The sequence below is a fragment of the Nocardioides sp. LML1-1-1.1 genome, assembly GCF_040676175.1.
Taxonomy (GTDB): domain Bacteria; phylum Actinomycetota; class Actinomycetes; order Propionibacteriales; family Nocardioidaceae; genus Nocardioides.
On sequence record NZ_JBEGHK010000002.1, the window covers coordinates 843,050 to 859,215 of the forward strand.

General features: G+C 73.3%; 19 protein-coding genes. 7 read left to right on the plus strand and 12 right to left on the minus strand.

Annotated elements, in window-relative coordinates:
- Positions 1–68 precede the first annotated feature (68 nt).
- Together flhA and MRBLML1_RS10950 are read left to right on the plus strand one after the other, a co-directional pair.
- Positions 69–2,132 carry a flagellar biosynthesis protein FlhA gene (gene flhA / locus MRBLML1_RS10945; RefSeq protein ID WP_364515536.1) on the plus strand — a complete coding sequence of 688 codons (2,064 nt, stop codon included), beginning with the start codon at positions 69–71 and terminating at the stop codon, positions 2,130–2,132.
- Positions 2,132–2,401 carry a hypothetical protein gene (locus MRBLML1_RS10950; RefSeq protein ID WP_364515539.1) on the plus strand — a complete coding sequence of 90 codons (270 nt, stop codon included), beginning with the start codon at positions 2,132–2,134 and terminating at the stop codon, positions 2,399–2,401. Before flhA ends, MRBLML1_RS10950 begins: the two co-directional genes overlap by 1 nt.
- Here MRBLML1_RS10950 and MRBLML1_RS10955 read toward each other — a convergent pair.
- The 4 genes from MRBLML1_RS10955 to MRBLML1_RS10970 all read right to left on the minus strand — a co-directional run bounded on the left by MRBLML1_RS10955 (position 2,382) and on the right by MRBLML1_RS10970 (position 5,948).
- On the minus strand, positions 2,382–3,947 hold the full coding sequence (locus MRBLML1_RS10955) for a GAF domain-containing sensor histidine kinase (protein ID WP_364515542.1): 1,566 nt from the start codon (positions 3,945–3,947) through the stop codon (positions 2,382–2,384). The genes MRBLML1_RS10950 and MRBLML1_RS10955 overlap by 20 nt on opposite strands.
- Positions 3,948–4,079: 132 nt before the next feature.
- The gene (locus MRBLML1_RS10960) at positions 4,080–4,520 is read right to left on the minus strand and encodes a PaaI family thioesterase (RefSeq protein ID WP_364515545.1); all 441 of its coding nucleotides are present in this window, start codon (positions 4,518–4,520) and stop codon (positions 4,080–4,082) included.
- Positions 4,521–4,539: 19 nt separating this feature from the next.
- Positions 4,540–5,373 carry an alpha/beta fold hydrolase gene (locus MRBLML1_RS10965; RefSeq protein ID WP_364515548.1) on the minus strand — a complete coding sequence of 278 codons (834 nt, stop codon included), beginning with the start codon at positions 5,371–5,373 and terminating at the stop codon, positions 4,540–4,542.
- Positions 5,374–5,498: 125 nt separating this feature from the next.
- Positions 5,499–5,948 (minus strand): DUF1772 domain-containing protein, encoded by a 450-nt coding sequence (locus MRBLML1_RS10970; protein ID WP_364515551.1) that lies wholly within the window; start codon positions 5,946–5,948, stop codon positions 5,499–5,501.
- Positions 5,949–6,032: 84 nt separating this feature from the next.
- On the opposite strand from MRBLML1_RS10970, the gene MRBLML1_RS10975 reads away from it, so the two are divergent.
- The gene (locus MRBLML1_RS10975) at positions 6,033–6,968 is read left to right on the plus strand and encodes an AraC family transcriptional regulator (RefSeq protein WP_364515554.1); all 936 of its coding nucleotides are present in this window, start codon (positions 6,033–6,035) and stop codon (positions 6,966–6,968) included.
- On the opposite strand, the gene MRBLML1_RS10980 is transcribed toward MRBLML1_RS10975, so the two are convergent.
- Both MRBLML1_RS10980 and MRBLML1_RS10985 read right to left on the minus strand, forming a co-directional pair.
- Entirely contained in the window at positions 6,922–7,398 is a 477-nt protein-coding gene (locus tag MRBLML1_RS10980) for an RrF2 family transcriptional regulator (RefSeq protein ID WP_364515557.1), read from the minus strand. The genes MRBLML1_RS10975 and MRBLML1_RS10980 overlap by 47 nt on opposite strands.
- Before the next feature lie 10 nt (positions 7,399–7,408).
- The gene (locus tag MRBLML1_RS10985; RefSeq protein WP_364515560.1) at positions 7,409–8,155 is read right to left on the minus strand and encodes an SDR family oxidoreductase; all 747 of its coding nucleotides are present in this window, start codon (positions 8,153–8,155) and stop codon (positions 7,409–7,411) included.
- A 155-nt stretch (positions 8,156–8,310) separates the two neighbouring features.
- Here MRBLML1_RS10985 and MRBLML1_RS10990 point away from each other — a divergent pair, with 155 nt between their 5' ends.
- Together MRBLML1_RS10990 and MRBLML1_RS10995 are read left to right on the plus strand one after the other, a co-directional pair.
- On the plus strand, positions 8,311–9,213 hold the full coding sequence (locus MRBLML1_RS10990; RefSeq protein WP_364515563.1) for a helix-turn-helix domain-containing protein: 903 nt from the start codon (positions 8,311–8,313) through the stop codon (positions 9,211–9,213).
- A gap of 55 nt (positions 9,214–9,268) precedes the next feature.
- Positions 9,269–10,606, plus strand: coding sequence for a helix-turn-helix domain-containing protein (locus MRBLML1_RS10995; RefSeq protein WP_364515565.1), 1,338 nt, complete (start codon positions 9,269–9,271; stop codon positions 10,604–10,606).
- A gap of 77 nt (positions 10,607–10,683) precedes the next feature.
- Here MRBLML1_RS10995 and MRBLML1_RS11000 read toward each other — a convergent pair whose 3' ends face one another.
- The 5 genes from MRBLML1_RS11000 to MRBLML1_RS11020 all read right to left on the minus strand — a co-directional run bounded on the left by MRBLML1_RS11000 (position 10,684) and on the right by MRBLML1_RS11020 (position 14,185).
- Complete coding sequence (locus MRBLML1_RS11000; protein ID WP_364515568.1) at positions 10,684–10,818, minus strand: hypothetical protein; 135 nt, start codon at positions 10,816–10,818, stop codon at positions 10,684–10,686.
- A gap of 229 nt (positions 10,819–11,047) precedes the next feature.
- Complete coding sequence (vanX, locus tag MRBLML1_RS11005) at positions 11,048–11,686, minus strand: D-Ala-D-Ala dipeptidase VanX (protein ID WP_364515571.1); 639 nt, start codon at positions 11,684–11,686, stop codon at positions 11,048–11,050.
- Positions 11,683–12,714, minus strand: coding sequence for a D-alanine--D-alanine ligase family protein (locus MRBLML1_RS11010; protein WP_364515574.1), 1,032 nt, complete (start codon positions 12,712–12,714; stop codon positions 11,683–11,685). The genes vanX and MRBLML1_RS11010 overlap by 4 nt, the downstream gene beginning before the upstream one ends.
- Positions 12,702–13,643, minus strand: coding sequence for an NAD(P)-dependent oxidoreductase (locus MRBLML1_RS11015; protein ID WP_364515577.1), 942 nt, complete (start codon positions 13,641–13,643; stop codon positions 12,702–12,704). Before MRBLML1_RS11015 ends, MRBLML1_RS11010 begins: the two co-directional genes overlap by 13 nt.
- Positions 13,640–14,185 (minus strand): M15 family metallopeptidase, encoded by a 546-nt coding sequence (locus MRBLML1_RS11020; protein ID WP_364515580.1) that lies wholly within the window; start codon positions 14,183–14,185, stop codon positions 13,640–13,642. Before MRBLML1_RS11020 ends, MRBLML1_RS11015 begins: the two co-directional genes overlap by 4 nt.
- 91 nt (positions 14,186–14,276) lie before the next feature.
- On the opposite strand from MRBLML1_RS11020, the gene MRBLML1_RS11025 reads away from it, so the two are divergent.
- Positions 14,277–14,957, plus strand: a complete 681-nt coding sequence (locus MRBLML1_RS11025) for a response regulator transcription factor (RefSeq protein ID WP_364515583.1) — start codon at positions 14,277–14,279, stop codon at positions 14,955–14,957.
- The gene (locus tag MRBLML1_RS11030; RefSeq protein WP_364515586.1) at positions 14,950–16,038 is read left to right on the plus strand and encodes a sensor histidine kinase; all 1,089 of its coding nucleotides are present in this window, start codon (positions 14,950–14,952) and stop codon (positions 16,036–16,038) included. The genes MRBLML1_RS11025 and MRBLML1_RS11030 overlap by 8 nt, the downstream gene beginning before the upstream one ends.
- On the opposite strand, the gene MRBLML1_RS11035 is transcribed toward MRBLML1_RS11030, so the two are convergent.
- The coding region (locus MRBLML1_RS11035; RefSeq protein ID WP_364515642.1) for an integrase core domain-containing protein at positions 16,035–16,166 on the minus strand (132 nt) is incomplete at its 5' end. The genes MRBLML1_RS11030 and MRBLML1_RS11035 overlap by 4 nt on opposite strands.

Consider the following 16,166-nt stretch of genomic DNA (forward strand, 5'->3'; position numbering starts at 1 on the left):
GGCGACAGGACGGCGCCACCCGCAGTGCCACGGACGGCGCTCCCTCGCCCCGAGAGGCCGGCCGCCGCATGCCCGTGAAGTCGCTGACCAAGCTCGGTGTCCCCCTGGGCATCGTGTTCATCGTCGTGATGCTCGTGGTCCCGCTGCCGGCGATGGTGCTCGACCTGCTCATCGCGCTCAACATCACCGGCGCGCTGCTCGTGCTGATGGTGGCGATGTTCATCCACAAGCCGCTGGAGTTCGCGGCCTTCCCGTCCGTCATCCTGGTGATGACCCTGTTCCGCCTGGCGCTCAACGTCAGCGCCACCCGCCTCGTGCTCCTCGACGGCTACGCCGGCAAGGTGATCGACACCTTCGGCCACTTCGTCGTCGGCGGCTCCCTCATCGTCGGCCTGATCGTGTTCGCGATCCTGCTCGTCATCCAGTTCGTCGTCATCACCAACGGTGCCGGCCGGGTCGCCGAGGTGGGCGCCCGCTTCACCCTCGACGCGATGCCCGGCAAGCAGATGGCGATCGACGCCGACCTCAACTCCGGGCTCATCGACGAGGAGGAGGCTCGCCGCCGACGCGCCGAGGTGCACGCCGAGGCGGACTTCCACGGCGCGATGGACGGTGCCTCGAAGTTCGTCAAGGGCGACGCCATCGCCGCCATCGTGATCACCCTGGTCAACCTGCTGGGCGGCTTCGCGATCGGGGTCGCGCAGTACGGCATGCCGTTCGGCGACGCGATCAGCACCTACTCCCTGCTGTCGATCGGCGACGGCCTGGTCTCCCAGGTCCCCGCACTGCTGCTCTCGGTCGCCACCGGCCTCATCGTGACCCGCTCGGTCGCCGACTCCGACATGGGCTCCGACATCGTCGGCCAGATGTTCGCGCGCAAGATGCCGCTGCGGGTCGCCGGCTTCGGCGCCCTGGCGCTGTGCGCGATCCCGGGCCTGCCGAAGCTGCCGTTCCTCGTCGCGGGCGGGGTGATGCTGATGGCCGCCAGCCGGATCGAGGAGGGGACGGCGAAGGAGGCCACCGAGTCCGCGGCCACCGCCGAGCTCGTCGAGTCCCCCGACTCCCCCGAGGCCCTGGTCGCCGAGATCCGGGTCGACCCGCTCGGCCTGGAGCTGTCGGCCGACCTGATCGACCTCGTCGACACCCGCGCGGGCGGCGACCTGCTGGACCGGGTCAAGGCGCTGCGCCGCAAGGTGGCCGGCGAGCTGGGCATCGTCATCCCGCCGGTGCGCACCCGCGACAACCTCGAGCTGCCGCCGCACACCTACGCGATCACCCTCTTCGGCGCCGAGGTCGCCCGCGGCGAGGCGCCCCGTGGGACGGTGCTCGCGATCGGAGACTTCCTCGGCTCGCTGCCGGGCACGCCCACCCAGGAGCCGGTCTTCGGGCTGGAGGCCAAGTGGATCCCGGCTGAGCTGCGGCACCAGGCGGAGATCGGTGGAGCCACCGTCGTCGACCGTGCCTCGGTCGTCACCACCCACCTGTCCGAGGTCGTCCACCAGCACGCCAGCAGGCTGCTGGGCCGCGAGGACGTCCGGCTGCTCACCGACATCGTCAAGCGCAGCCACCCTGTGGTCATCGAGGAGCTCACCCCGACCCAGCTGCCGCTCGGCGAGGTCCAGCGGGTGCTCCGCACGCTGCTGGAGGAGCGGGTGCCGATCCGCGACCTGGTCTCCATCTTCGAGGCGCTCTCGGTGCGCGCCACGGTCTCCAAGGAGCACGACGGACTGGTCGACGCGGCGCGCGCCGCGCTGGAGCCCTCCCTCGCCGCGCCGTACGTCGCCGACGGCGTCCTGCACGCGATCAGCCTCGAGCCGCTGCTGGAGCAGCAGATGCTGGAGGGGCTGCGGCCCACCGAGCAGGGCACGATCATCGTGCTCGACCCCGACGTCGCCCAGCAGGTGCTGCTCGGGCTGGTCCAGTCCGCCCAGGCCGCCGAGAACACCGGCGTGCGCCCGGTCCTCGTCTGCGCGCCCCAGATCCGTGCCGCCGTACGACGGCTGGTGGCGCCGGCCGTCGAGCGCCTGCCCGTGCTGGCCTACTCCGAGCTGGGTGCGGCCCGCGAGGTCCGCTCCGTCGGGATCGTCGGCGCCGGCGGTGCCCGCCCGGCCCTCGCCGCGGCAGGTGCCTGATGGCCCGCGCGAAGCGGCCCGCGCCGATCACGCCGGCCCTGATCGACGTCCGGGTGATCCTGGTGGCGGCGGTGGTGGCCTCGCCGGCGGCGTACCGCGCCGCCCAGGGGCTGCTCACCCTCGACCAGGCACTGACCCGGTTCGGGCTGGTGCTGCTGGCCTGCGCGGCCGTGACCGGGGTGCTGCGGGCGCTGTGGCCGGTGCTCGCCGGCGAGCCCGTCGCGGCCGAGGGCGAGCCGGAGCCGGAGCTCAGCCCACCGCCGGAATGACCCACTCCAGCGTGGTGCCCTCGCCGGGGGCGGAGACCACCGCGACGTGGCCGCCGAGGTCGGCGGCGCGGGTGCGCAGGTTGCCGGTGCCGTTGCCCGCCTGCACGGTGGCCGGGTCGAAGCCCTGACCGTCGTCGGTGACCCGGACCCGGAACCACGCCGAGGACGCGGTCAGCTCGACCGTGACCGACGAGGCGCGGGCATGGCGGACGGCGTTGGACAAGGCCTCGCGCAGGGTCAGCAGCACGTGGGTGCCGGCCTCGGGGACCAGCGCCCGGTCGACGGGACCGGAGACCCGCAGCAGGGGCTGGAAGCCGAGCAGCGTGGCGTACTCCCCCAGCAGCGTGCGCACCTCGTCGAGCAGCGGCCGGCCGGTGCCGGTGCCGAGCTCGAAGATGGCCGCGCGCAGCTCCTTGATCGCGACGTCGAGGTCGGAGACGGCGTCGTCGACGCGGGTGCGCAGCGCCGCGACGTCGAGACCCCGGGCGCCCTGCAGCTGCATCCCGGTGGCGAACAGCCGCTGGATGACGAGGTCGTGCAGGTCGCGGGCGATCCGGTCGCGGTCCTTGGCGACGAGCAGCTGTGCGCGGTCGCGCAGCGCCTGGTCGCGGTCGAGGATCAGCCCCACCTGCACGGCGGTGACCGCGACCAGGTCGAGCATGATCCCGCGCAGCGAGGGCGTCTCCTGGGCATCGTCGACCACGATCACGCCGGAGCCCGCGAGCCGGGTGTGCACGGGGACCACGAGGGTGGTGCGCCCGCCCTCGCCCGGCAGCCGTGCCGGGACCCGGGTGCGGTCGACCTCGCGGATCTCCTCGGTGAGCCGCTCGGCGACCTCGACCGCGTCCCCGTCGCCGGCGACCTGGCGGATCTCCATCAGCTCGCCGTCGCGCCGGACGTAGGCGACCAACCGGGCGCCGCACAGCTCGCGCAGCGAGACCACCAGCTCGTCGAGGGCCTCCTGCACCCGCAGCGTGCCGGTCACGTCGCTGCCGACCTCGGCGGTGCTGGCCACCCACCGGCGGCGCCACTCGACCTGCTCGTAGGCGCGGGCGTTGTCGATCATCACCCCGGCCGCTCGGGCCAACGCCTCCACGAGCGCCTGGTCGGTCGGGGTGAACGGCGCGCCGTCGCGCTTGTTGCCGAGGTAGAGGTGGCCGAAGGCCTGCTCGCCCACCAGCACCGGGGCGCCGAGGAAGCTGTCGATCATCGGGTGCGCGTGCGGGAAGGCGCCCGTCGACACCGGGTGCTCGGCCACGTGGTCGACCCGGATCGCGCGCCGCTCGCGCGGCACCAGCCCGAGCAGGCCGTGGCCCTGCGGCATCAAGCCGATCTCGTCGAACTGGCCGGCGGCCGCCTCGTTGGGCACCAGGTCGGTGAAGTGGCCCTGGTCGTCGACGATGCCCAGCACGCCGTACTCGGCGTCGGTGAGGCGGCACGACGCCTCGACGATGCGCGAGAGCACGCCGCGCAGGTCCAGGTCGGACCCGATGGCGACCATCGCGTCCAGGAGCGCGTGCGCCTCCGGCGGCAGCTCGAGGTCCATCCGGCGCCGATCCCCCTCCCCATGCGATCGCTGACGTCAGGCTATCCCTTTACTTTGCAGCAATACCCGCCGACCTCATCGGCACCGGGACCCAGGACCTGAGAAATCGGGACGGACGTCCCAGTCGACGGCTCAGAGACGGCGCAGCTGGTAGGTCCCGGAGGTACGGGCGACGACCGTGCCGTGCTCGTCGCTCACCTCGGTCTCCAGCAGGAAGTCGGACTTCCCGTGCTCCGCGGTCTCGGCCAGCACCCGCGCGATCGTGTCCTCGTCGAGGCGCGCGCGGGCGGTCACCGCGGAGGTGGCCGGGCGCAGGAAGTCGATCGTCAGCCGCTTGACCAGCGGCACGGCACCCTCCAGGACGAGCGAGGTGCTGGCGAGCACGCCGCCGAGCACCTCGGCGACCGAGAACAGGCAGCCGGCGTAGGTCGCGCCGAAGTGGTTGCCGTTGGGTCCCGCCGGGATCCGCGCGGCGACGCTCGTGCGCTCGGCCTCCACGACCTCCAGCTCCATCGCGGCGAAGATCGGGATCATCCGGCGCACGTGCGCGGTGAGGTCCTCGGTGGTGCCCACGGGCGCCACCGTAGTGGAGTCAGGCCACGTCGTACCGGGTCTGGCCCAGGCGGGGGTGGTCGGAACCCTTGAGCAGCACGTCCACGACGAGGTCGACGTCGTCGATCATCGGCACGTGGCCGCACCCCGGCAGGGAGACGTGCTCGGCGTGCGGCAGCGCCTTGCGGGCGCGGCCGGCCTGGTAGGGCAGCAGCACGAGGTCGCGGGTGCCCCACGCGACCGTGACCGGGATCGACGGATCGATCTCGCGGTCGAAGGGCTCGCCGCCGTCGATGATGGTGCGCAGGGCGGGCTTCGCGGCCACCAGGCCGCGCAGGTCGCCGAGCGCGGCCTCGGGCGCGAGGCGCCCGCCGTGGGTCATCAGCAGGCCCATCGCGGCGGCACGGCCGGGCGCCGTCCTGAGCAGGGCCGGCGCGATCGGCTGGGCGAGGGTCGCCGCGCCGGTGAGGGCGACGAAGACCGCGCGGATGTAGAGGAAGTCGAGGCTGCCGCGCCAGAAGCCGGCCGGCGCGAGGGTGGTGGCGCTGCTGACGAGGTGGTCCGCGGCCGCCTCCAGCGCGATCCGGCCACCGAGGGAGTTGCCCGCGATGTGCGGCCGGTCGAGGTCGAGCGCGGCGAAGGTCTCCTCGAGGACGTCGCGGAGGTGCTCCTTGATCGGCCGCTCGTCGGGCACCAGGGCCGGCGACTCGCCGTGCCCGGGCAGGTCGATCAGGATCACCTCGCGGTGCTCGGCCAGCCGGTCGACGACGGGGTACCACGCCTGGCGGCGGTGGCCGATCCCGTGGACCAGCACGAGCGGCTCCCCGGAGCCGATGCGTTCGTGGGCGAGCATGGTGACCTCGATTCCGCGCACCGACGCTGGTGCGACGTCTATGTGCAACTGGGAGTTGCGGATACCGACAGTAGGTTTCCCGCTAGCTGCGCGCAAGCACTCCGGAGCAACCGGTTCCTGTGGCTCACGTCACATCCCGCATCCGGTCACGCGCCGCGCACGAGCGCGGCCAGGCAGCAGCCGAAGGACGCCACCACGGCGGCGGTGCGGACCAGGTGCAGCCGGTTCCACGGGTCCTCGAACGCCTGGCGCGCGGCGGCGTCCTCACCCGGACCGGCCGCGGCGAGGGCGTCGTTGAGCGGGATGTTGCCGGCACCGGTGACCAGCACCGTCACGACGTACAGCACGAGGGCGGCGAGCACCCACCAGCGGGCCGGGCCGGTGAACACCGCGACGCCCAGCAGCACCAGCGGCGCGACGAACACGCTCACGAAGAGCGGGTTCACGATCGCGACGTTGACGTGCTGCATGGCCGCGACGAAGGTCCGGTCGTCGCCGCGCGCCAGACCCGGCATCACGGCGGTGGCGAAGGCGAGGAAGATCCCGGCGACGAGACCGGTGCCGGCGGTCCCGGCGGCGAGGAGGTAGTTGCTCATGGCACCAGTCCACCGCCGTACGGCGAGACGCTCCATGGCTGGAAGTCTTGATTCCATGTGCGATCGTCCAGCACAGTGCGTCTCATGGACGGCATCGGACACCTGCTGTCGGGGCCGCGCGCCCGGCAGGCCTTCGCCCTGCGGATGGTCATGGAGCCGCCGTGGGGCGTGCGGATCGAGGACGACCCGGCCCTCACCCTGGTCGCGGTGGCCCGCGGCTCGGTGTGGATCACCGGCGAGCTCGGCGACCCGCTAGCGCTGCAGGTGGGCGACGTCGCGGTGATCCGGGGCGGCCCGGTCTACACCGTCGCCGACCACCCCGCCACCCGGCCGGGCATCACCATCGCCCGGGGCAACACCTGCCTCGACCCGGACGGCGCGCTGCTCGGCCAGCGGATGGCACTCGGGGTGCGCACCTGGGGCAACAGCCACGACGGGTCCGACGTCCTGCTCGTCGGCACCTGGGAGGCCGAGACCGAGGCCGGCCGGCCGCTGCTCGCCGCACTGCCCGGCCTGATCGTGCAACGCCGGTCCACCTCCCCGCTGCTCGACGTCCTCGCCGCGGAGATCACCCGCGACGAGCCCGGCCAGGAGGTCGTCGTCGACCGCCTGCTCGACCTCGTCTTGGTCACCGTGCTGCGCGACTGGCTGGCCCGCGAGGAGCGGGTGACCCGTGGCCTCGCCGCCAACGACCCGGTCGTCGGGGAGGCGCTGCGGCTGATGCACCATCATCCCGAGCACGGCTGGACGATCGCCTCGCTGGCCGCCGAGGCGGGCGTCTCCCGGGCCGCGCTCGCCCGGCGCTTCGGCGAGCTCGTCGGCGAGCCGCCGATGACCTACCTGACGCACTGGCGGCTCGCCCTGGCCGCCGACCTGCTCGTGGCCTCCGACGACGCCATCGAGGTCGTCGCCCGCCAGGTCGGCTACGGCAGCGGGTTCGCGCTGAGCGCGGCGTTCAAGCGGGTGCGCGGGGTCAGCCCGCAGCAGCACCGCCGGGCACGTCTCCGACCAGCTCGGTGATCCGCGAGGTGTCGAAGCCGGCGGCGAGGTCCGCGATCGACGTACCGGCCAGGGAGCGGCGCCAGGCTCGCTCGGCGTCCGCCATCACCCGCGCGACGCCGCAGGGCGTGCGGCACTGCTCCGGCGGCGCGGCCAGCTCGCCCTGCTGCCGGATCTCGGTGCAGCGGAACGCCGGCTCCGGGCCGTCGACCGCGCGGACCACGTCGTGCACGCTGATCTCGGCGGCCGGCCGGGTCAGCACGTAGCCGCCGTCGCGGCCCTCGACCGGGCGGACGATCTCCGCCTTGGCCAGGGCTTGGAGGTGCTTGGCGAGGTAGGAGCGCGAGACGCCGTGCAGGTCGGCCAGCCGGGCGGCCGGCACCGGTCGGGCCGCCTGGCTGAGGACGACGCAGCAGTGCACCGCCCACTCGACCCCGGCGCTCAGCTTCACGGCACGGACCTTAGTGCGTGGCCAGCCAGTCGTCGTACGACGTCGGCGCGATCCAGGCGCCCGCGCCCGGCGTCGCGACGAGGGCGGTGTCGTCCAGCGCGGCCCCGAAGTAGCCCGCCTCGGGGTCGGTGACGACGGTGCGCGGGTCGCCGGTGGCCGCGAACAGCCGCCGGACCAGCTCGTCGATGCCGAGGACGTCCGGCCCGGCGATCTCCACGACCCCCTCGACCGGCGTGCCGGTGACGACCTCGGCGAGGTGCGCGACGACGTCGTCCGCCGCGATCGTCTGGAGCTTTCCCGGGGTCGCGCGGACGGTGTCGCCCTCGGTCGAGGCGTCGGCGATGCCGGCGACGAACTCGTGGAACTGGGTGGACCGCACGATCGTGTACGGCACCGCGCCCGCCACGACGCCGGCCTCCTGGGCGAGCTTGGCCCGCATGTAGCCCGCGTCCGTGAGCCGGTCGAGGCCGACGATCGAGAGGATGACGTGGTGCCGCACGCCGGCCGCGGCGCCGGCGGCGACGAGGTGTGCGGTCGAGTCGCGGAAGAAGGCGAGCACCTCCTCGTCGGCCCAGGTGGGCGAGTTGGTCAGGTCAACGACCACCTCGGCGCCGGCCACCGCCTCGGCCAGGCCCTGTCCGGTGGTGGTGTCGATGCCGTCCGCCCGGCCGAGGGCGCGGGCGTCGTGCCCGCGCTCGGCGAGGTGGGTCGCCAGCCGGCTCCCGATCAGTCCGGCTCCGAAGATCACGATCTGCATGTCCGCCTCCAACTCAGATGATATTTGTCGCAGATTACTACGACACACATCATCCGAGTCAAGAGGTTGCGGTCCGCGGCAGGCCGAACCTGAGAATTGTCTCCAAATCACCGCTAGGTCTGTCACAATATGATGATCAAGGGCACACTGGTGTGGTGGACGTAGATCTCGCGGGCTTGAGCCGCACCATCGACCCAACCGAGCTCGGCCGGCGGATCCGCGCGGCGCGCGTCGCCGCCGGGCTGACCCAGTCCGAGCTGGCGGACGGGACCGTGACCGCGGCGTACGTCTCCCGCATCGAGCGCGGTCAGCGCCGGCCGGCCGCCCAGCTGCTCGAGGCCCTCGCGAGTCGGATGGGCACCACCGGCCACCAGCTGCTCACCGGTTTCTCCACCCACGAGACACGCTCCCTGGAGCTGCAGATCGAGCACGCCGCGATCACGATCACCCTCGGGGACGCCGAGCAGGCGCTGGAGATGGCCGACGCCGTCCTCGGCGTCGTCGTCACCTACCGCGACGACGCGCTGCACGCGACCGCGCTGCGGGTGCGCGCGGAGGCCCTGCTCGCGCTCGGCCGGCTCGACGAGGCCATCGAGGTCCTGGAGCGGCTCGTCGCCAGCCCCAACCCCGACATGAACACCCTGCGCGCCCTGATCACCCTGTGCCGCTGCTACGGCACCCGCGGCGAGCCCGGCCGCGCGATCGCCATCGGCGAGGTCGCCCAGCGCCAGATGGCCGACCTGGGGGTCGACGGGCTCGCCGAGACCCTGCGCCTGGCCGCCGCGGTCGCCGAGGCCCACCTGCTGTGCGGCAGCCTCGGCACCGCCGAACGGGTCTGTCGCGAGGCGCTGACCACCTACGAGACCGCCCCCTCCGAGCTCGACCGGGCGGCGTCGTACTGGCGGGCGAGCACGGCGGAGGCGGCGGTCGGCGGGGCCACCCCGGCCGCCGTACAGCTGGCGTCGATGGCACTCGCCCTCGCCGAGATCGGCGCCGGCGGCCAGCGCGTGGGCGAGCTGCTCGCGAGCGCCACCCCCGACACGCACCCCCAGCACTGACCATCACCACCGCATGGAAGGCACAATGGGTCACGTGGACCTGTATCTAGCCGAATTGAGCCGCAGTATCGACGCCGCCGAGCTCGGGCGACGGATCCGGACCGCCCGCGTGGCGGCCGGCATGACCCAGGCCCAGGTGGCCGCCGAGGACGTCTCCGCCGCGTACCTGTCCCGTATCGAGGACGGCCAGCGCCGCCCCGAGGCCGGACTGCTCGAGCGGATGGCCGGCCGGATGGGGGTCTCCCTCGAGGACCTGCTCCTCAACGTCCCCCGCGACCGCGTCCAGGAGCTGCGCCTCGCCGTCGACTACGCCGAGCTCTCGCTGGTCTCCGGCGACGGCGCCGGCGCACTGAAGGCCGTCGACAAGGTCCTGGCCGACGAGGCCACCGCCAACGTCCCCCCGGTGCTGCGGGCGGCGAAGCAGGTCCGGGCGCTGGCCCTGGAGAACGTCGGTGAGATCGACGCCGCGATCGTGCTGCTCGAGGACATCACGTCCGAGCCGACGCCCGACGCGAGCTGGCTCAAGGCGCTGATCGCCCTGAGCCGCTGCCACCGGGTCAACGACGACTACGCCCGCGCGATCAGCGTGGGCGAGCAGGCCCAGACCAAGATCGAGGAGCTGGGGATCGACGGCCTCACCGAGGCCATCCAGCTCACCGTGACCGTGGCCGGCGCCTACCTCGCCCAGGACGACACCAACAAGGCCATGCAGCTGTGCCTGCACGCCCTCGCGGCCGCCGAGAAGTACGACTCGCCCATCGGCAAGGCGTCCGCCTACTGGAACGCGAGCTTGGCGGAGGCCCAGCGCGGCGCGACCGACGCCGCTCTCGAGCTGGCCGGCAAGGCGCTGGCCCACTTCGAGACCGGGGGCGACAACCGCCACCTCGCGGGGCTCCGTTTCCAGATCGCCCACCTCTACCTCCAGCAGGACCCGGTGGACGCCGACTCCGCACTCGAGGTGCTCTCGACCCTCGAAGAGGAGATGCGCTGGTCGGGCGGCACGGCGTGGGAGGTCTCCGCGACCCAGCTGCTCAAGGGCAAGGCCTACTTCGCGCTGGGCGACCACGAACGCGCCGCCGCCTTCGTCGAGCAGGCGATGGAGTCGAAGCCCGCCGGCGAGCACAGCCACGAGACCGAGGGCCTGGTGCTCAAGGGCCGGATCGCCTTCGCCCGCGGCGACCACGACGCGGCCCGCGACCTGTTCCAGGCCGCGGCCCAGGCGCTCACCGCGGTCGGGGCCGACCGGAGCGCCGGCCAACTGTGGTTCGAGCTCGCCGACCTGCTCGCCGAGGTCGGCGACCACGAGGGCGCCCTGAGGGCGTTCCGCAGCGCGGGTGCGTCGACCGGCCTGCGGCTCCCGGGGCGCTCGGTGGGTGCGCTGCAGGACAGCTGAACCCAGAGCCTCGATCGAGGGGTGACCGGCACCGCCGGTCACCCCTCGTTCGTCGTGTGCGTTCGGCCGCGACGAGCTCAACAGCAGGGCACGCCCCAGTTGGCGCGCACCGCGCCGCCGGCGGCCCCGCTCTCGACGGCGACCAGCCCGGTCCCCGTCACCGCGACGAGAACCAGTGCACCCAGTCGGACAGCGATCTTCTTGGTGAACATGTGAAGCCCCTTCAGTCAGACACACCTGGACAGGTGTGTTCGACATATGAAGTAAGGCTTCAGTCGGCTCGAGCGGAGCCGATTTCCAATTTTGTTGTCTTGTGTTGTCTGTGAGGCGACAGTCACTGTCAGATCTGATACTTGCGATCCGCCTGCGATCGCGCTCCGACGGCCCGAAAAATGCCGAAGGCCCCGGTCGGGGACCGGGGCCTTGAGGCTTGGAGAGGTGTCAGCAGACGGGCCAGGTCACCTCGGGACCGGGGGTGATCGGGAAGTCGACGTAGGTGCGGGGGTAGGGCTCGTCGCGCAGCGTGTAGTGCCACCACTCGCGCCGGTAGGCACGGAAGCCCGCGTCGCCCATCAGGGCGCACAGCAGGCGACGGTTCTCGGCGGCCGCGGGGTCGAGGTCGGTGGCGTCGTGGTGGGAGACCGGGTCCATCAGGTCGTGACCGCCGCCCATCGGCACGAGCTCGCCCGTGGCGAGGTCGTAGAGGGTGAGGTCGACGGTGCTGCCGCGGCTGTGCCCGGAGCGGCTGGACACGTAGCCGCGCTCGAACATCTGCACCCGGTCCAGGTGCGGGTAGTGGCGGTCCTTGGTGCGCCCGTCCTCCCACTCCGCCGACCAGCGCAGGAAGTGGTCGACGGCGCGCTGCGGGCGATAGCCGTCCCACAGCACCAGCCCCCGCCCGTGTACGACGGCCGCGCGCTGCGCCCGCCCCAGGGCCGCACACAGCGCACGGGTCCCGACGATGCGGTTGGCGAGGTAGCCGTCGACGGGACGGCCGACGAAGTTGTCCCAGGTCGCGTACTTCGCGTCCCAGCGGATCCCGGGCACGAGCTCGTCGACGAAGGCGAAGCCCTCCCTCATCGCGCCACCGCCGCGGCGACCAGGCGGTCGAGGACGTGGGCCAGCGGGAGCCCGGCGGCCTCCATCATCCGTGGGTACCGGCTGTACGACGTCAGTCCCGGGAAGGTGTTGACCTCGTTGAGTACCACGCTGTCGTCGTCCAGCAGGAACAGGTCGACGCGGGCCAGCCCGCGGCACCCCAACGCCCGGTACGTCGCCAGCGCGGTCTCCCGCACCCGCTGCCGTGCGACGCCGGAGATCTCCGCCGGCACCGTCACGGTGGCGTTGTCGGAGCCCTGCTCGGGTGCCTCCTCCTGGTGGATCCGGAAGAAGCCGGAGGACAGCCCGATCTGGTCCACCTCGCCGAGGACGACCTCGGTCCCGGCGCCGAGCACAGCGCAGCCCACCTCGGTGCCGGCGACGGCGTCCTCGACGACCACCTTGACGTCGTAGCGCCGCGCGGTGGCGAGCGCGCCGGCGAGCTCGCCGGGCCCGGCGACCTTGCTGACGCCGAAGGAGGAGCCGGAGCGGGCGGGCTTGACGAAGACCGGGTAGGCGAACGACGCCGGGTCGGGCCGCTCCCCCGCCTCCACCACCCGGTACGACGGCGTCCGGATCCCCGCACCGGCGGCGACCAGGTAGGTCAGCGACTTGTCCATGGCCAGTGCGGAGGACTGGATGTCGCAGCCGACGTAGGGGATGCCAGCGAGCTCGAGCAGGCCCTGGATCGCGCCGTCCTCCCCGAACCGGCCGTGCAGGACGGGCAGCACGGCGTCGAGCCGGATCGTCTCGACGCCGCCGGCACCGAGGACCAGCAGGCCGCCGGTGGAGCGGTCCGGGGAGAGCACGACCGGGTCGCCGGTCCGGCTCTCCCAGCCGGGCTCCGGGCTGTCGACGAGCCACCACCGGCCGTCCGGGGTGATCCCGACCAGGACGGCGTCGTACCGCTCCGGGTCGAGGTGGCGCACCACCTGCCGCGCGGACTTCACCGCGACGGGGTGCTCCTCCGACGGGCCTCCGAAGAGGATCCCGACCTTCAGCCGGTCCATGCTGTCTCCTTCGCGAATTCGGCGCAGTGGATGAGGGAGTGCTCGACCGTCGCGTGCAGTGCGCGGTCGGTGGCGTAGGCGGTGTGCGGGGTGAGCACGACGTTCGGCAGCCGCTGCAGGCGCGCCCACCGCTCGCCGGGCGGGTGGTCGTGGGCGGTGTGGAAGACCCGCTCCTCGCCCTCGACGACGTCGAGGGCCGCCCCACCGAGGCGCCCGTCCTCGAGCGCGGCCAGGAGGGCGGCGGTGTCGAGCAGCGGGCCGCGACCGGTGTTGACGACGCAGGCGCCGGGCCGGAGCAGGCCGATCCGCCGCGCGTCGAGCAGGTGGCGGGTGCTCGGGTCCAGCGGGGTGTGCAGGGTGACCACGTCGCTGACCCGCAGGAGGTCGTCGAGCCGGTCGCCCGCCTCCCGGTCCGCGGTGCGCACCCGGCAGCCGAAGCCACGCAGCCGGGCGGCCACGGCCGAGCCGATCCGCCCGGCGCCGACCACGCCGACAGTGAGGTCGCGCAGCTCGCGCCCACGCGGTCCGGCCCGGTAGTCGTGCACCGCGCTGCGCCGCAGCGTCGCACCGGCGTGCCGCAGCACCATCAGGATCAGCATCACCGTGTAGTCCGCGACCCCGTCGGGGGCGTACTGCACGTTCCCCACCTCGATCCCGAGCCGCTCGGCGTGCGCGAGGTCGATGTGGTCGGTGCCGATGCTGCGGGTCGAGACCAGCCGTACGCCGGCCGCGGCGAGCGCCTCCAGGTCGGCCCGGTCCAGGGTCGTGCGGTGGTCGACGCTGATGCAGGGCCGGCTCGCGGCGAGCGCGGCCGTGGCGGCGGAGGCGGGCGCCGAGGTGAGCGTGACGTGCAGCCCCAGGCGCGGTCCCAGCCGCTGCGCGAGGGCGGCCTCCTCCGGGTCGCAGCCGAAGACGGTGACGGCGCTCACCGCTGCGTCCGCGGGTCGTGGGTCGGGTCGGCGTACCGCTCCGGGCAGCCGTGCGTGACCGCCCGCGGCCGCAGCTCGTAGTGCCACGGCTCGTTGTCGTAGATCCGGCACAGCCCGTACGACGCCCCGTGCTCCGCCAGCCACGACGTCGCCTCGGGCCCGCCGATGTCGACCGCCCGGCCGCGCACGTGCGGGGAGGTGTCGGGGGTGGCGACCCAGCGCGCCGCCTCCGCCTCGGAGCCGTGCTCGGCGACCGCCTCGCGCAGCAGCCGCGCCTGGTAGGAGCGAGAGCGCCAGCCGCTGTTGACGCCGAGCTCGACCCCGTCGGCGGCGGCGTCGTGGCCGGCCCGGCGCAGCGCGTCGAGCAGGTCGGGCTCGAGCCGGGTCAGACCCGCGTCGTCGTCGAAGACGGTGGCGCCGTCGGGCAGCTCGCCGTCGGCGCGGTCGACGGACGGTGCGCCGGACCAGGCGACGAGCAGCGGCAGCGCGAGCGCCGCGAGGACGAGCGCGCCGAGGGTGCGGACAGTGGTGCTGGTGGACATGCGCCCAGTCAAGGAAGGACGGCGTTGCCAGGGCGTATCCACTTTTCGATACGCCCGCGATACACCCGCGCGCCCTAGCATCGGGGTTGCTATGCGTGTGCTGATCGTCGAGGACGAGCCCTTCCTGGCCGAGGCCATCCGCGACGGGCTGCGCCTGGAGGCGATCGCCGCGGACATCGCCGGCGACGGCGACACCGCGTTGGAGCTGCTGGGCGTCAACGCCTACGACATCGCCGTGCTCGACCGCGACATCCCCGGCCCGTCCGGCGACGAGGTGGCCCGGCGGATCGTCGCCTCCGGCACCGCGACACCGATCATCATGCTCACCGCCGCGGACCGGCTCGACGACAAGGAGTCCGGTTTCGAGATCGGCGCGGACGACTACCTCACCAAGCCCTTCGAGCTGCGCGAGCTGGTGCTCCGGCTCCGGGCGCTGGACCGCCGGCGCGCCCACAACCGCCCGCCGGTGTGGGAGGTCGCGGGGCTGCGGGTCGACCCGTTCCGGCGCGAGGTCTACCGCGAGGGCCGGTACGTCGCGCTGACCCGCAAGCAGTTCGCCGTCCTGGAGGTGCTGGTCGCCGCCCAGGGCGGGGTGGTGAGCGCGGAGGAGCTGCTGGAGAAGGCCTGGGACGAGAACGCCGACCCGTTCACGAACGCCGTCCGGATCACCGTCTCGGCCCTGCGCAAGCGGCTCGGGGAGCCCTGGCTGATCGCGACCGTGCCGGGCGTGGGCTATCGCGTGGAGGTCCCGCCGGAGGACGCCGATGGCTAGGCCGCGCGGGCTGAGCGTCCGGATGCGGCTCACGCTCAGCTACGCCGGGTTCCTCATGGTGGCCGCCTTCCTGCTCCTGGCGGTGGTGTGGGTGTTCCTGCTGCGCTACGTGCCGGACGGCCAGATCATCGGTCCCGAGGACGGCCGGCCCTGGCCGCACACCCCGAACCGGACCGACCTCGTCGACGCCTTCGCGCCGAAGGCGGCGATGATGCTGGGCGTCGTGCTCGTCCTCGGCCTGGCCGGTGGTTGGTGGCTGGCCGGGCGGATGCTCGCGCCGCTGACCCGGATCACCGACGCGACCCGCCGCGCCGGGGCCGGCGCGCTCGGGCACCGGATCCACCTGGAGGGCCGCCAGGACGAGTTCCGCGAGCTCGCCGACGCCTTCGACACGATGCTCGCCCAGATCGAGGCGCAGGTCGCCGAGCAGCAGCGCTTCGCCGCCAACGCCTCCCACGAGCTGCGCACCCCGCTGGCGGTGACGCAGACCCTGCTGGAGGTCGCCCGCAACGAGCCCGACCACGACAACGGCGAGCTCGTCGAGCGGCTGCACGCCGTCAACGCCCGCGCCATCGACCTCACCGAGGCGCTGCTCCTGCTGAGCAAGGCCGACCGTCGCGCCTTCGTCCGTACGCCGGTCGACCTCTCCCTGCTCGCCGAGGAGGCCGCCGAGACGCTGCTGCCGCTGGCCGAGAAGCGCGGCACCACCATCGAGGTCACCGGCGAGCCGGTCACGACCGCGGGCTCGCCGGCGCTGCTGCTGCAGATGACGACGAACCTGGTGCACAACGCGATCGTCCACAACCTCCCCGAGGGAGGCGGCGTGCGGGTCGGCACGGCGGCCGACCCGCAGGGCGCGGTGCTGACCGTCGAGAACACCGGCCCGCCCCTGGGTGCCGACCTCGTCGGCACCCTGGTCGAGCCCTTCCAGCGCGGCACCGGGCGGATCCGCACCGACCATGCCGGCGTCGGGCTCGGGCTCGCCATCGTGCGCAGCATCGCCGAGGCCCACGACGGCGAGCTGGTGCTCGCCCCGCGGGCCGGCGGCGGGCTGCGGGTGACGGTGCGGCTGCCCGCCTAGCTGTGATGTCCGGGGAGGTTGGTCATCCGGGTGATCGGTGGCCGGCCTCCGATCGCGGAGTGGGCTCGGTGGTGATTGTAGAAGTGGAGCCAGTCGGGCAAGGCTGCTCGGCGGGCGGCTTCTGAGTC